This is a genomic window from Legionella pneumophila subsp. pascullei, assembly GCF_900637585.1.
Lineage (GTDB): Bacteria > Pseudomonadota > Gammaproteobacteria > Legionellales > Legionellaceae > Legionella > Legionella pascullei.
In genome coordinates this window covers 2318084-2331752 of the sequence record NZ_LR134380.1, presented here as the reverse complement: position 1 = coordinate 2331752, position 13669 = coordinate 2318084, and the positions used below count along the sequence as shown (strand labels likewise).

The following is a 13669-nucleotide window of genomic DNA, read 5'->3' as shown; positions in this document are numbered from 1 at the left end:
ATTCATCAGGTATATGGTACTTCGAGTCAATGTTTTTTTAATTTCAGATAGTACTATACTCAAAATAGTAATTAATAAAGGATCTTATTATATTTGGAGTAGCCCCAGATGATGAATGAGTCCTCAACAGAGAAGAAGAATGAGCTCAGCTTATCATTTGCGGCTTTGGGGGTTGTTTTTGGTGATATAGGAACAAGCCCACTTTATGCTTTCGGCCAAGTAATAAAGTATTTTCCAATCAATGACTATAATATTTATGGTATTTTGTCACTCATTTTTTGGTCACTGATCATCATAGTCAGTTTTAAATATCTGGTTATTGTTTTTCATGCTGATAATGATGGTGAAGGCGGTATTATAGCTCTGGCGGGTATCATAAGGCAGAAAATAAAAAAACCAGGGGGATGGTTATTATTTATTACTCTTGTTGGTATAGGGCTCATTATTGGTGATGGAATATTAACTCCAGCAATATCCATTTTAAGTGCTGTCGAAGGCCTGGAATCATTGTCTCCCAATTTGGCCAAATATGTTCTTCCAGTTACATTAATCATTTTATTTTTCCTCTTTAAGATGCAGAGCATAGGTACTGGGAAAATTGGTGTTTATTTTGCTCCTGTGATGCTTATTTGGTTTATTACAATAGGAGTTTTGGGCTTTTTACAAATTATACAGAATCCCAAAGTGCTGATGGCAATAAATCCTTATTATGCGATTTATTTTTTTATGATACATAAGTACTTTGCTCTTTTTATATTGGGTGGGGTATTTTTAGTAATGACCGGGGGTGAAGCATTATTCGCTGATTTAGGACATTTTGGCAAAAAAGCCATTCGGATAGGGTGGTTTTCCGTGGCGTTACCAGCCTTACTTTTATGTTATTTTGGCCAGGGGGCGCTTGTGTTGATGCACACAGAGGATATCAAATACCCATTTTTCAGTTTATCACCGGATTGGCTTCTTCCTGTAATGATTATTTTGGCTACCATTGCGACTATTATCGCTTCACAAGCAATTATTTCAGCGGCATTTTCAATTTTAAAACAGGCATCACTGCTTAATTTGATTCCACGCCTTAAGATTATCTATACGTCCAAATTTGAGAAAGGCCAAGTCTATTTACCTCTTATCAATTTTATTTTAGCCATAGGCACCTGTTCGCTTGTTGTAGTTTTTCAATCATCGTCAAATCTTGCGGACGCTTACGGCATTGCTGTTAATTTAGATATGCTTATAACAACTATTTTAGTTGGGATCATTGCTTTTTATTGTTGGAATTGGCATATGCTCAAGGTAGTGATTTTTCCTCTGATATTGGTTATTGAACTTGCATTTTTTGCAGGAAATATGCCCAAGTTGTTAACTGGAGGTTGGATACCTATTTTAATTGCGTTTCTTGGATTTATAGTAATGTATACCTGGCATTGTGGCTTTGAGAAACTACGTGAATTGCATCATAGAGATGCTTTGATGGATGCATTTATCATTGATGAATTAAATCAAAATAAAATCTCAAGACAACCTGGAATGGGGTTATACATTATCGACCCATATGATTGCGAAGGGGAAAGCCTTCTGCATCATCTTCGCCTTAACCGTATTTTTTTTGAGAACATGGTTTTTATAGGTATCAAAATTGAAAATAAACCTTATATCCCTATTGAAAATAAATTTGAGCTTATAAAAAAAGCTGAAGGATTTTATTTAATTTTTATCCATTATGGGTTTACTGAAAATATTAATTTACCTAATGAATTAGGCGAAATGTTCAAAAGAGTAAACTTACCTTTTGAGACAATTAAGAATAAATTAATCTACTTTATTGAGATTGTTTTTGTTGAAATGACTAGAGAAAGACTAAAACATATGTACCTATGGCAAAAGCACCTTTTTTCTCTCATGATACGTAATGCTGTGCCAGATATACAGTTTTATCGATTACCTTACAATAAAACTATTGCAATAGGTACTTATTATCAATTATGAGTCCAATCAAAGAGGTGTATTGGGTTTTTTAGAAGTTAAGGATAGTGAAATGAGTAAAGCTGATTTACATAACTGCGTGTTATTTAAGGGAATAGATGAAAAGTACATTGATGAATTTTTGGAAAATTGTGAGGAGATTGAGCTTCCACAAGGTGCTTTTCTTTTTCATCAAAATGAAATTGGTGATTCAATGTATATTGTCGAACAGGGTGAATTACAGATTATACTAGATCAAAACTCGACAGGCTCAAAGCCTCATGAGGAACAAGTGATTGCAGTACTTAAAAGCGGAGCATTGTTTGGGGAATTATGTGTATTTGGTCAACTAAAACGAGCCGCGTCAATCCGTGCCCTGGTAGATTGCAGATTATTAAAAATCGAAGGGGAAGATTTCAGGATTCGTATCTACTCAAAAGATTTAGACGCATTGTTGATTTGTTATAATATCGCAAAACTATTAAGCCAGCGCTTTATTAATCTTTTAAGCTTGCGTCATTCTCTGAATGTGTAATTGGGAAAGACTCCACGGTTTGGTCAAAGAAAACCAACCATTTTGTTTTAAATTAAACTTAATACGTGCGATTCATTATCAGAAATAAGGATTTCTTTCTTAATTCCAAACCCGAAGAAACCGCAGATTTTTTAATATTTCAATCTACAAGGGCTAATTTTTCTAGTGCATCCAAAACAATATTTCTGGAGCGTTCAAGCCGAGCGATCGCTTTTATCACCTAAAATCATTTAGGAACTTCAATTAGCATTTTAAACTATCCTGAAATAAATTGGACAACATCTTTGGGTGAATTCATTACTTCCACTAATAATTCAGGTCTGCCATTAATAACATTGATGATATCTTCTAAATCCTTACAATCCCAATAATCATTATTCTTATAGACTCTATCAGTAAATGCCTCAAGCTTTGTGGCAATGAAATAGACTGCGTTGAGTATTTCGATTTTTTGTCAATTGACATTCCCACCCGGCTTAAAACCTAAGCTTTCCTGTTTTTTCTGTAAAGAGTAATGGGCAATAATATCGGTTCTTCCTAAATCCAGAGCGACATCAATATCATAGGTTGGTCGTACATCATCTTCTATTAAATCAGTGATTAATAGCCCAACGATTCTACCACCGACATAAACAACGTGTTCATTTAGATCTTTTAAAAGGGTTACTGCTTTATAAAGTGCTTCATTGTTTTGTTTAACTCTTAGTGATTCCATACAAAATGTTCCAATAGTTCTTTTGCAATTATATTTTCTCGTTTCCCGCCTAATCGGATCAGATCAAGTGCACTAATAATGGCATAAAAATTCTCATCAGGGCATCTATCCAAAGCATTGGGTAAGGTTTTATATATAGGGGTTAAGCTCAGTCCTTTTGTATCACCATTAATATAAGGCCACACATAAGACTCTTCGCTCATGATTAGTTTTTTAAAATAAGGAGAGCTATAGACCGCTGGCATGCCTCGTGTAGCTATATTAATTTCCGCTGGAAAATGATACTTCACACTATGCACAAAAAATTCCATAAGCTCGTGCTTATGTAATTCAATGCCATCATTCGAATAACGTGTTAAAAGCTTCGTAGTCTCTAGTCTTTTAATACTTTTGGTCACTTCAGATTGGCTGATATAAAGCTCATGAGCGATGCTTTTAAACTCAATTTTTTCTTTAGTATTATTTTTTAAAAGCAATTTAATGAGAATAGCTATGTCTTGCCCTTTAAGCATGAAAAGCTCCAGTCTATTTTGGTAGGATTATAGCATGGCGGTTTCCAATTTCCAAATTGGAAACTATAGTAAATCAAATGGCATCACAGAAGGGCTCCATCACAAAATGAAGTTTTGTTGCTAGCAAACAAGTTGTTCTATTTAATCTGATTACATTTACTAAAATTAAGAGTTCATTTTGCTGTACTCTCAATTTTCAGTAGCATGTTTTCACAAATATCCTTATAGAAACTTGAATAAAACGCTTGTTAAATCCAGTTTTCATTTGCAGTAAAGGCAATGGTTAGCCAACGTTGTGGCGTATCTTCTCCAATAGCCAACGCGATTTCATTACGAATTTTATCCAGGGTTTCAATGCTCGAAATTGGGTAATCCATAGGTACTACTATATGTATTTCAATAAATTGTGCGCGTCCTATTTTTGCAACGTAGCTTGTATAAGTCTTGAAATCATGCTGTTTAATAAGCTCATCTAAAAATTCTCTTATTCTTTCATCAAGACCCACAGGAGCCATGCGAAATATGTCTCGCATGGCATCACGGACTGCGTTCATAGGCACAAAAATCAGAAATGCAGTAAGAATTGCTAAAATAAGGGGGTCAATGTAAGGGGTAAAATATCCATAGGCCCCACCATGCAACAAGGCTGCGATGCCAAATGCCAATAGGAGAGAGGTGGAAATCAAAGCAGACATTAACCAACTTTGAATGTCTAGTCGCAAGAATTCGGACTTAATTTTGCGGTTTGTTTTAACTAAATAAAAATACATGCCTGTTGATAAAAAAAACACCAAAAGTGCAAACACAAATGCCCAATCAAAATTGAGTTCATGTCCACCAGACATCAAACTGCCAATTGCGTTTACCAGTGCATAAGTACAAAGAAGTATTAGGATACTGCCATTCAAAACAAGAACCATAGGTTCAATATGCCAGTAACCATATTGAAATCTCCGATTCCCCTTACTTGTTAAAAGACGGGCAACAAAAAAAGCAAGGATTGATATAACGGTATCCACCATATTAAACATACCGTCAAAGACGATAGCCAATGAACCGGACAATAGCCCAAATAAAATACCTACCACGGCTAAGAGAAAGGTCACAGCGATTGATATTTTAAGAGCTCTTCGTTCATGAAGCCCCTTTTGTATTGTCATTTGAGTGATATCCTGATTTTAACAATGCTTTATCTACTTATACTATTGCTTCAACAGCTACTAATAAATCCATAGGCTTGTATTATTAGGCCTTTTACATAATAACTGCTTCTTTTTTCAATTGTTGCAGTAAGTTTTTCGCATGGTTTAGAAAAATCAATTTATTTTACGTACATTAACTTTGCGTCCTTTTAATTTTCCACTTTGTAAATATTGGTAGGCTTTATCTGCTTGGCTGTGGTGAATTGCAACATACGAGTACATAGCGGTGATGTTAATTTTGCCAATTGTGTTGCCTGCTAATCCTGCATCTTTGGTTAATGCCCCAAGGATGTCACCAGGGCGAATTTTATCTTTTTTACCGGAAGCAATACAGAGTGTAACCATTTCTGGCACTAAGCGAGTAGTGTTGTGATTTTCTAATTCATTAATGTTTCCCCAATGAATGGGGTGCGGGTAGTTATCTTCAATGGCGCAAATTCGTTGTGCATCTGCAGGCGTTATAATGCTTAAGGCAATGCCTTTACTCCCAGCTCGTCCTGTTCGACCAATACGATGAATATGGACGTCATGATCAAAAGCGAGATCAAAATTAATCACTGCAGAAAGTTCTTTTATATCAAGTCCTCGTGCTGCAACATCAGTGGCGACAAGAATAGAACAACTTTGGTTGGCAAAACGTAAGACAGCAAGATCACGTTCGATTTGTTCCATATCACCATTTAAAGCGATGGCACTGAAGCCTTCATTGATGAGCTGGTCTGTGATTTCTACTGTTTGTTGCTTGGTATTACAGAAGATTAACACTGAAACGGGCCGATAGTGCAACAGTAATGATTTTAATAATGGAAATTTCTGAGCATGTCTCGAGACTTCATAAAAATGTTGTTCAATATTAATTTCCTCGGGAGGAGTTACCACATGAACTTCTTTTGGGTCCTTCATAAATTGTTTTGAAAGCCGTTTGATTTCTTCAGGATAGGTTGCAGAAAAAAGTAGGGTTTGTCGTTGTTTGGGACAAACCGAAATAATGTTTTTAATGTCATCAAAAAAACCCATATCCAGCATTCTGTCTGCCTCATCCAAAACTAAAGCTTTTACCTGAGATAAGTCTAAAGAGGCGTTTTTTAAATGCTTAAGTATTCTCCCCGGTGTTCCTACAATAATATGAGCTCCATGCCGTAATGAATCAAGCTGAGGCTGCATTGGTATACCACCAGATAAATTAATAATTTTGACATTAGGCATCAAACAGGCTAATCGACGGATAGCCTGGCTTACTTGTTCCGCTAGTTCACGGGTAGGGCAAAGAACCAAGGCTTGTACTGCAAAAAAAGAAATTTTTAAATTATTTAATAAAGACAAAGCAAAAGCAGCGGTCTTTCCACTCCCTGTTTTTGCTTGAGCTATTATATCTTCATTTCTAAGAATTATGGGTAGGCTTTGCATTTGGATAGGGGTCATATTTTCATAATTTGAAGAAGCAAGACTTTTTATTAATTCTTGACGAAGGGGGAATTGAGAGAATGATAGGTGTTGGTCGTTGTGTTCTGATTGAATCATGGAAAGTGCTTATTGTTATAATAGGTGAATAGCTTAGCACTTCTTAGTGCAATTTTAAATCAATTTATTTTGGGCAAGGCTCTACCCCAACAAAGGGGGCATTTTAATCAAGTTAGTCTAGACTAACCCTTTGATTTGACGGTCAAAAGGAAGATTAAAATGCCTAAGAAAGATTGTATCCTAAATTTGCCAGGATATTCTATTAAAAAAGTGAGCGGAGAGAACCCGGTTTATATTGAAGTAAACTATCGTTGTGTTGTTCGTTGTATTCATTGTGGTAATAAGAAATTACGCGTAAAAGACAGTTTTATAAGACGTATACGTCATGAGTCTATTGGTTTACGTCGCAGCTACTTGTGCATCAAAGCCCATAAATATTATTGTCCTCCTTGCGGACGTTATTTTAATCAACGCTTTCCGGGGATAGGTAAGTATCAAAGAGCCAGCGAGAGTTTGCGTAAACAGGTGTTTCACTATCATAGCAAAGGAGTCAGTCAAAAGGATTTGGCGCGCGACTTAAAGCTGGGTAAATCGACGGTAGAGCGCTGGTATCATTACGGTTATGAGCTTCGCTATAAGAAGATAGCTACTCGTTCCTGCCCCCGAGTATTAGGACTTGATGAGCATTTATTTAATAGAAAGGTGGGTTATGCTACAACCTTTTGTGACTTGGCCAAACATAAAATATTTGATGTAGTTGAGGGACGCTCAGAAAAGGACTTAGAGAGCTATCTTAATACCTTGGAAGGAAAAGAGAAGGTACAGGTAGTCTGTATTGACTTAAGCTCGAGTTACCGCAAGTTGATCAGGCATTACTTTCCCAATGCCATGATTGTTGCCGATCGCTTTCATGTGATTCGTTTACTAAAAACAACGGCATTACTGAAGGCTTTCATCGTAAGATGAAACTGATTCAACGGCGTGCTTATGGGTTTAGAAATTTTGAAAATTACAGGTTAAGGGTTAAAGTTTTGTGTTCTTGATTAGTGCCCCCGGAAATGGGGAAGAGCCATTTTAAATGGCGCGCTCGGAGGGACTCGAACCCCCGACACCTTGGTTCGAAGCCAAGTACTCTATCCAGCTGAGCTACGAGCGCAATCGGGTGTGGATGATCATTTTATTTCTGGTCTGTTTATGCAGGAGGGAGACCAGAATGGTGGGCCGTATAGGATTCGAACCTATGACACAGAGGTTAAAAGCCTCCTGCTCTACCACCTGAGCTAACGGCCCTTTCAGGGTATAACCAGCAAAATACAATAGTTGATGGTATAGGTTTATTAAAAACTGGTGGGCCGTATAGGATTCGAACCTATGACACAGAGGTTAAAAGCCTCCTGCTCTACCACCTGAGCTAACGGCCCTAAAGAGGCTGAAATCATACCGGATTAGAGCAGAATTTCAAGTCTTTTTAGAGATTATTTTTGTTTAAAAAACAAGATGTGTTATTTATATGCTTTTTTCAAGCAAGATATTATTGTTCCTGGTAGTTAGATTATTTTCTGTAGCTAAAATTGACCAGCTTTGATCTTGAATTTTATCTTTGAGAGATTGCAGGTCTCTTTTATCGGTAAGAATTAATAATGTATCAGCTCCTAAAGCGCCACAGCCTTTTATTGCTAACACTTCTGAATAAGATTTTATAGACTGGATAAGGGTTAGACTATGTTGACTCACCAGATTTAATTCTCTCAGCTTTTCAGCATACAAATTAATACATTCGATTAAATGATGGCTATGAGCCAAATCAAAAGCTTCTTTGGCTTTGACAACCAAGGAAGACAGATAATCTATTTGTGATGGCAGGCTGGCTTCTTTAAGATGATGATGTGTTGCCAGTTTGTTGCCGGTGTGAACGATCAAGAAAGACAAGTCTTTGAATGGCCAACAGAAAGAATCAACCTGATTTTTTTGTTTATTAATGTAAACACAACCTTGCTGTGACTGAGCAATTACATCATAACCACTTGGTCGTAACCCAAAACCTGACCATGACGATTGGTAATAGGCATCAAGCATATGATTTAACCGAGGAGTAATTTCTTGCAGTGAACAAGTTGCCAAATAACAGGCTAAAAATTGCGCGCTGGATGCTCCCAAGCCGCCTTGGCCTTGATATGGGTCTTGCCACGATAAGCCAAGGGAAGGGTACTGATTTTTTTGCCACCATAATCCAGCAGGAGATTCAGGATGAATTCCCTCTAATTTTGCATTTTGGGTTAATGTAAGAGTAAAGCAAGGGCTTGTCGTTAAGAGAATAGCTGATTCTCCCGCAATGGCAGCGTATTCTCCTAATAAAAATGTTTTAGCGGGAATATGCCATTTCATACTGCAACAGGAGCTTGTCGGATTTCAGCTAGTAGGTCATAAGCATTATTCAAACTGACTCGTTTGTTTAAGTTAAGCCATTCTTGCAATTTTTCTTTGAGCACAGGCATTTCATTTTCATTGGCCCCAGCGACTAATAGCAAATTATCAATATGCAATTTCATGTGGCCCTGAATGATTCCATCAGTACATAAAGCTTTCAGAGCACCAAGGTTTTGCACTAAACCTACTGCTGCGATAACCTGGGAGAGTTGATTGGCAGACGTGATGTCCATCATTCGTAAACACATTTTCGCTGTGGGGTGTAAAGAGGTTACGCCTCCAACAGTGCCTACTATGATGGGAGCAGTTAACTCTCCTGTGAGTACTTCATTTTGATACCGCCAACGAGTAATCGCTTTGTATTGTCCTGAACGTGCCGCATAGGCGTGTATACCAGCTTCCACTGCTCGCCAATCATTGCCTGTAGCAATTAAAACAGGATCAATTCCATTCATAACGCCCTTATTATGGGTAGCAGCACGATAGGGGTCTATTTCTGCAAAGAGTGAGGCCTCCTGCAATTTTTGACCAAGGATCGGGTCAATATTATGAATGATGACTTGAGCGGTCGTTAATTTTTGATCGTTTAAGTTGGATAAAATACACATGGTGACTTCTTCACCAGTTATTTGTTCTATGGGTTGCTTTAAATATTCAAGCACTTGATTGATGATATTGGCACCCATAGCGTCACAGCTGTTCATCGTCAAATGAATCACCGCCATGTCTTGCCCATCTTCTCTCTTTAAACGGCGTACTTGCAAATCGGTAACACCACCGCCTCGTTTTACCATGTTAGACGCAACGTCTTTATTCGCTATTTCTATAAAATATTGACGATTTTCATTAAAAAGATCAGAAAATTTTTGAAAATCCTTTACTTTTGCCAGTTGTATTTGACCAAGAATACATTCTCCATGAACCCAGGTATTGATTGCACCATGTTGCCTAATCCATTTCGCTGACTTGGAAAGAGCAGCAATAATTGAGGTTTCCTCTACTGCCAAGGGTATTACATAATCGCGCCCATCAATATTAAAATTAGTAGCCACGCCTAATGGAAGCTGAAAATACCCAATCACATTTTCAATCAACTTGTCGGCCAGATTTAAATCTTTAATACCACCTTGTTTAAGAAATGTTATATCTTCAGGAGTCAAGGCACCTAAAGCGCATAACCTTTGAAAGCGCTCTTCACGTGATAATTTTGAGAATCCGCGAAATAATTCACCGGCATTAGCAGCTATGGACATGCCTTCTCCTTTAAATCATCAAGAACCAGGCTGCCAGTACAAAACATAGCAGTTTTCAATTCATATTCAATTGTAATCATTTGGGTAAGTACTTGCTCAGTTGAATCCAAAGCCGCTTCTAGCATGGGTTTCGCGAAGCCGACTGTAGTCGCACCCAGCGCAAACAGTTTTGCAGCATCCAGACCATTTCTTACGCCGCCAGAACCCCAAATTTCGAAACAGGGATTAAGGCTAATGGCGTTACGAATGCTATGTAAAGTATCAATGCCCCAATTTCGAAAAGTATCAGCGGTTCGGTGTCTTATCGGATCCTTGTTTGCCCGATGCCCTTCAATACGCCCCCAATGCGTACCACCTACACCACTGACATCAACAGCAGCAACACCTATATTATTTAAACGAAGCAGTGTATTTTTTGAAAAACCACAACCAGTTTCTTTTATTATAATTGGAGAAGCAATCTTTTTGACTAATTCTTCCAATGCAGCCCAACATCCTTGAAAATTAGTTGTTCCTTCCGGTTGAATACACTCTTGTAACGGATTGCAATGAATAATTAATGCTTCAGCATGCAACGTATCAATTAAGCGCTGGATTGCAGAAATTGGGGTATCAATCAACTGAGCGATTCCCAGGTTACTGAACAGGCTGACCATAGGGAAATCACGACGGAGTGGCTCCCACTCAAATGCAGCTTGTTTATCAGTTAATTCTCTTCGCTGTGAACCGACACCCATCGCCCAATTTGTTGTTGAACACGCTTCCATTAATCGATGGTTAATCTCCATGGCATTGGAATGACCTGCTGTCATTGAACTGATAATAAATGGTTTTTCAACCGGTTTTTTAAACCGGATGCTTTGTATGGAAATGTCCTTAAAATCAAGATCAGGTAAGGCTTCATGCACCAAAGAAAAATGATCAAAGGGATTTAACTCGCTGCTTTGATTAGCTGGCATTAGGGCTAGTTCTATATGATCTCGCTTACGTTGTTCAAATTGGCTGTATTCGTTTTGCATGCCTGAATTTACTTATGAAAAATGCCATGAATTTTAGCATGAAATCATGAAATAGACCATTGTGTTTTTATTTGACATGGTGTTTAATTTGGTAGCCGAGTATAAAGATGAGTTAACTAACATTCATTCATTTAGTTGGCATCTTGGTAACAAATTAAGATAATTATCATGAAATCTAAGTTGCAATACCATTTTTCTACAACAACGAATGACGACGAATCATATATTGAAGAAGATGATGGAAATAAGTTCACTCCAAATGGCGTGCCATCACATGGGTGGACTGCATGGACAAGATTTTTTTGCCATCAAAACAAGTCTCCTAAATACGTTGTTAAACAACCTAAACCAGATAAAGTCCGTTCCTTGTCGGATCTTAGAGATCAAAAACTTAATCATGAACGTAATAGAACACGTTATCAACATGAATTGGATTTATGGAACTTGGTGCATCCCAGTGACAAAGCCTACTTATTTACTGATAACGGTATTCGATTGGTTCTTCCTTATCTACCCGGTAAAACTCTGTTTTCTTTTACCAGTAGAGAAGAAGACCAGTTGACTTGGTGTCAACTAACACAAGCGGTATTTTGTGAGTTTAAACGCTTTACTGAACTTGGATTGAAGCACTGTGATGTTAAATATGACAATTTTTTGATAGAAAGAAAGCAAGATGGTACCTTTAGAGCCTACATAATTGATCTCGATTCAGTAGGCAAACTGCAGCCTGATGATCAGGATTATGATTGGAATATTGTCCTTGCATTTCTATTTGACGACACTGGCCTAAGAAGCCCCCATGTTTGTCCACCTGGTTACATTGCTTTGAAATCAATTGATGCCCCTGTAGAAAATGAATTTGAAGCACGCTCAAAACTGGATGGAATAAAAAAAGAACTATCCCAAAAAAAACCTACCTTGATAAGAGTCAGGAATTGTCTGCAAAATGAGTTGGATTATTATTTTGTTTATGGATGTTTGTATAATGGGCAATGGGGCTTTACTAAACTCGATGAAAGTATCATTAGTTCAGTGAATCTATCTAATTTTTCTGGTGCTTTAGTCGAACCCGCAGCCGCTACTGTTATTGGCAATCATATTAAATCAAAACAAGGTCACATTAGCTACAGACTTGATCTTTATATCAGCTGTCTGAATGAGAAAATAACTGAACTCACTCTACTCAAATCTCAAAACGCACCTTGTCAGCAACACATCCAATTATAGATGGATCCTGTTGCTATCATGTCGGTATTGAGGCCTATAGCTTTGTCCATATGACTAAGCTTATCATGATAGGCCAACATAGTATTATAGCTTACCAGCGATAATAGTAATAAGGTCTGTAGTAGGGCCTGTAGTAAGGCCTGTAATAAGGATAACCCCAACGATAGTAATATGGCCTGTAATAGTACCCCCTATAGTAACCAGGACCCCAATATCTATAGCGAACCCAGTAAGCCATCTGAGTGGGACTGGCTTTGTTAATTATCGGATTGATATCTCTGTTAACTGCTTTGGCATTTGCAGGAGTAACTAAAATCAAAGCTACAATTAGAAGGGTAAAAGCTAGTGTCAGTTTTATTAAAGAGATCCCTTTAAAGATAAAACGTTCCATTTTTTACTCCTTAACGCGTATTCTCTTTAAGTATAGACTACATGGGATTATTTGATTATTTTTTGTACACAATCATTACTGGAAATGAGTATCAATTTTATTGAGGCAGTAAATAGTTTATTAGGATTAATGATTAAAAAAATGTCCAAGTCTTTTGGCTGCAGCGCGTTCTTCAAGGCTTTCGAGCTTATTACGCTCTATTGCTGTTTTGAATAATCGCTGCGATTCAGGATGAAAATTCATATTACGAATAACGTGTTCTGGTTTAAGCAAGGTATCAGGTAATTGATAACTGAATTGATACTTTTTCTGCAATTGTTGATAAAGGGAGTTACTTAAGCCTAAGCCATGTTGTAGTGCCTGGTAGAAACGGGATATGGGCCCTTGTAAGGCGGCAATATGGTCATAAACTATGCCAGGTTGAGGAGCTCCTCCAATGTTTTCAAAGACCAACTTTAATTCATCAAGTTTTGCCATAAATGATTTTTGCTTATTCAAGACCTTAACCAGGGTATCTAGCGGTTTGAATTGCTTGATTTGTTGAAGTGATTTCTTTTTGTCCTGAGACTCTTTAAGCTGTTTTTGGGCAATAATACGTAATAAAGAATCGACTAAATGATTGAGCATGGCCAGAATTTGTTTTAATTCGTCTGTTCCTAAAGCAAAGGCTAATCGCTCAATATTAAATTCAAAAGAATGTTTGGCTTCTATCCCTAATAACTGAAGCAGGTATTGCTGTAAATTACTTAACTGGCTTAAGGCGTTTTGTGTATCCAGTCTGTATTGCAAGACCAGAATAAGGGATTTGAGTGAGTCCAATTCATCCGAGTCGAATTCTTCCGGTAGTTCTTTTTCCCGTTGCAAAGATTCCAGCAGCCGATTAGATTGAATGAGTTCTGTTTCTGCTTGCTTGATGAGATTAGATTGGATTTCAATTAACTTTTCATTCATGAAGATAACCTGAT

At 37.4% G+C, this 13669-nt stretch carries 12 protein-coding genes, 3 tRNA genes and 1 pseudogene; 4 read left to right on the top strand and 12 right to left on the bottom strand.

Annotated elements, in window-relative coordinates:
- The first annotated feature begins 108 nt into the window (after nt 1–108).
- Nucleotides 109–1986 carry a potassium transporter Kup gene (locus tag EL201_RS10600; protein ID WP_027222234.1) on the top strand — a complete coding sequence of 626 codons (1878 nt, stop codon included), beginning with the start codon at nt 109–111 and terminating at the stop codon, nt 1984–1986.
- Between the two features lie 49 nt (nt 1987–2035).
- Nucleotides 2036–2497 carry a cyclic nucleotide-binding domain-containing protein gene (locus tag EL201_RS10595; RefSeq protein ID WP_027222233.1) on the top strand — a complete coding sequence of 154 codons (462 nt, stop codon included), beginning with the start codon at nt 2036–2038 and terminating at the stop codon, nt 2495–2497.
- 454 nt (nt 2498–2951) lie between these two features.
- On the opposite strand, the gene EL201_RS15860 is transcribed toward EL201_RS10595, so the two are convergent.
- The 4 genes from EL201_RS15860 to dbpA form a co-directional block, all read right to left on the bottom strand.
- The gene (locus EL201_RS15860) at nt 2952–3212 is read right to left on the bottom strand and encodes a hypothetical protein (RefSeq protein WP_231955042.1); all 261 of its coding nucleotides are present in this window, start codon (nt 3210–3212) and stop codon (nt 2952–2954) included.
- Nucleotides 3200–3724 carry a helix-turn-helix domain-containing protein gene (locus tag EL201_RS10585; protein ID WP_027222232.1) on the bottom strand — a complete coding sequence of 175 codons (525 nt, stop codon included), beginning with the start codon at nt 3722–3724 and terminating at the stop codon, nt 3200–3202. The genes EL201_RS15860 and EL201_RS10585 overlap by 13 nt, the downstream gene beginning before the upstream one ends.
- A 248-nt stretch (nt 3725–3972) precedes the next feature.
- A complete protein-coding gene (locus tag EL201_RS10580; protein ID WP_027222231.1) occupies nt 3973–4884 on the bottom strand; it encodes a cation diffusion facilitator family transporter in 912 nt (303 codons plus the stop codon).
- Nucleotides 4885–5040: 156 nt separating this feature from the next.
- A complete protein-coding gene (gene dbpA / locus EL201_RS10575; RefSeq protein ID WP_027222230.1) occupies nt 5041–6447 on the bottom strand; it encodes an ATP-dependent RNA helicase DbpA in 1407 nt (468 codons plus the stop codon).
- A 159-nt stretch (nt 6448–6606) separates the two neighbouring features.
- Between dbpA and EL201_RS10570 the strand changes: the two are divergent.
- Nucleotides 6607–7430 (top strand): annotated as a pseudogene (locus EL201_RS10570) (ISL3 family transposase).
- A gap of 36 nt (nt 7431–7466) precedes the next feature.
- Here EL201_RS10570 and EL201_RS10565 read toward each other — a convergent pair.
- From EL201_RS10565 to fni, 6 genes are all read right to left on the bottom strand, one after another.
- A tRNA-Arg gene (locus EL201_RS10565) sits at nt 7467–7543 on the bottom strand.
- 58 nt (nt 7544–7601) lie between these two features.
- Nucleotides 7602–7677: transfer RNA gene (locus EL201_RS10560), tRNA-Lys, on the bottom strand.
- A gap of 55 nt (nt 7678–7732) precedes the next feature.
- Nucleotides 7733–7808, bottom strand: a tRNA-Lys gene (locus EL201_RS10555).
- Between the two features lie 85 nt (nt 7809–7893).
- Nucleotides 7894–8772 carry a mevalonate kinase family protein gene (locus EL201_RS10550; RefSeq protein WP_027222229.1) on the bottom strand — a complete coding sequence of 293 codons (879 nt, stop codon included), beginning with the start codon at nt 8770–8772 and terminating at the stop codon, nt 7894–7896.
- Nucleotides 8769–10067: a hydroxymethylglutaryl-CoA reductase, degradative gene (locus EL201_RS10545; RefSeq protein WP_027222228.1), complete on the bottom strand. Its 1299-nt coding sequence runs from the start codon at nt 10065–10067 to the stop codon at nt 8769–8771. Before EL201_RS10545 ends, EL201_RS10550 begins: the two co-directional genes overlap by 4 nt.
- Nucleotides 10058–11086, bottom strand: a complete 1029-nt coding sequence (gene fni, locus EL201_RS10540; protein ID WP_027222227.1) for a type 2 isopentenyl-diphosphate Delta-isomerase — start codon at nt 11084–11086, stop codon at nt 10058–10060. Before fni ends, EL201_RS10545 begins: the two co-directional genes overlap by 10 nt.
- 168 nt (nt 11087–11254) lie before the next feature.
- On the opposite strand from fni, the gene EL201_RS10535 reads away from it, so the two are divergent.
- Nucleotides 11255–12313 carry a protein kinase family protein gene (locus tag EL201_RS10535; protein ID WP_027222226.1) on the top strand — a complete coding sequence of 353 codons (1059 nt, stop codon included), beginning with the start codon at nt 11255–11257 and terminating at the stop codon, nt 12311–12313.
- A 91-nt stretch (nt 12314–12404) separates the two neighbouring features.
- Here EL201_RS10535 and EL201_RS10530 read toward each other — a convergent pair whose 3' ends face one another.
- Both EL201_RS10530 and EL201_RS10525 read right to left on the bottom strand, forming a co-directional pair.
- The gene (locus EL201_RS10530; RefSeq protein ID WP_027222225.1) at nt 12405–12704 is read right to left on the bottom strand and encodes a hypothetical protein; all 300 of its coding nucleotides are present in this window, start codon (nt 12702–12704) and stop codon (nt 12405–12407) included.
- Nucleotides 12705–12830: 126 nt separating this feature from the next.
- Nucleotides 12831–13655: a hypothetical protein gene (locus EL201_RS10525; RefSeq protein WP_032828865.1), complete on the bottom strand. Its 825-nt coding sequence runs from the start codon at nt 13653–13655 to the stop codon at nt 12831–12833.
- Nucleotides 13656–13669: the final 14 nt, after the last annotated feature.

Excerpts from the sequence above, each read along its gene's own strand:
- EL201_RS10600 (WP_027222234.1), top strand. The coding sequence starts at position 109 with ATGATGAATGAGTCCTCAACAGAGAAGAAGAATGAGCTCAGCTTATCA.
- EL201_RS10595 (WP_027222233.1), top strand. The coding sequence starts at position 2,036 with ATGAGTAAAGCTGATTTACATAACTGCGTGTTATTTAAGGGAATAGAT.
- EL201_RS15860 (WP_231955042.1), bottom strand. The coding sequence starts at position 3,212 with ATGGAATCACTAAGAGTTAAACAAAACAATGAAGCACTTTATAAAGCA.
- EL201_RS10585 (WP_027222232.1), bottom strand. The coding sequence starts at position 3,724 with ATGCTTAAAGGGCAAGACATAGCTATTCTCATTAAATTGCTTTTAAAA.
- EL201_RS10580 (WP_027222231.1), bottom strand. The coding sequence starts at position 4,884 with ATGACAATACAAAAGGGGCTTCATGAACGAAGAGCTCTTAAAATATCA.
- dbpA (WP_027222230.1), bottom strand. The coding sequence starts at position 6,447 with ATGATTCAATCAGAACACAACGACCAACACCTATCATTCTCTCAATTC.
- EL201_RS10550 (WP_027222229.1), bottom strand. The coding sequence starts at position 8,772 with ATGAAATGGCATATTCCCGCTAAAACATTTTTATTAGGAGAATACGCT.
- EL201_RS10545 (WP_027222228.1), bottom strand. The coding sequence starts at position 10,067 with ATGTCCATAGCTGCTAATGCCGGTGAATTATTTCGCGGATTCTCAAAA.
- fni (WP_027222227.1), bottom strand. The coding sequence starts at position 11,086 with ATGCAAAACGAATACAGCCAATTTGAACAACGTAAGCGAGATCATATA.
- EL201_RS10535 (WP_027222226.1), top strand. The coding sequence starts at position 11,255 with ATGAAATCTAAGTTGCAATACCATTTTTCTACAACAACGAATGACGAC.
- EL201_RS10530 (WP_027222225.1), bottom strand. The coding sequence starts at position 12,704 with ATGGAACGTTTTATCTTTAAAGGGATCTCTTTAATAAAACTGACACTA.
- EL201_RS10525 (WP_032828865.1), bottom strand. The coding sequence starts at position 13,655 with ATGAATGAAAAGTTAATTGAAATCCAATCTAATCTCATCAAGCAAGCA.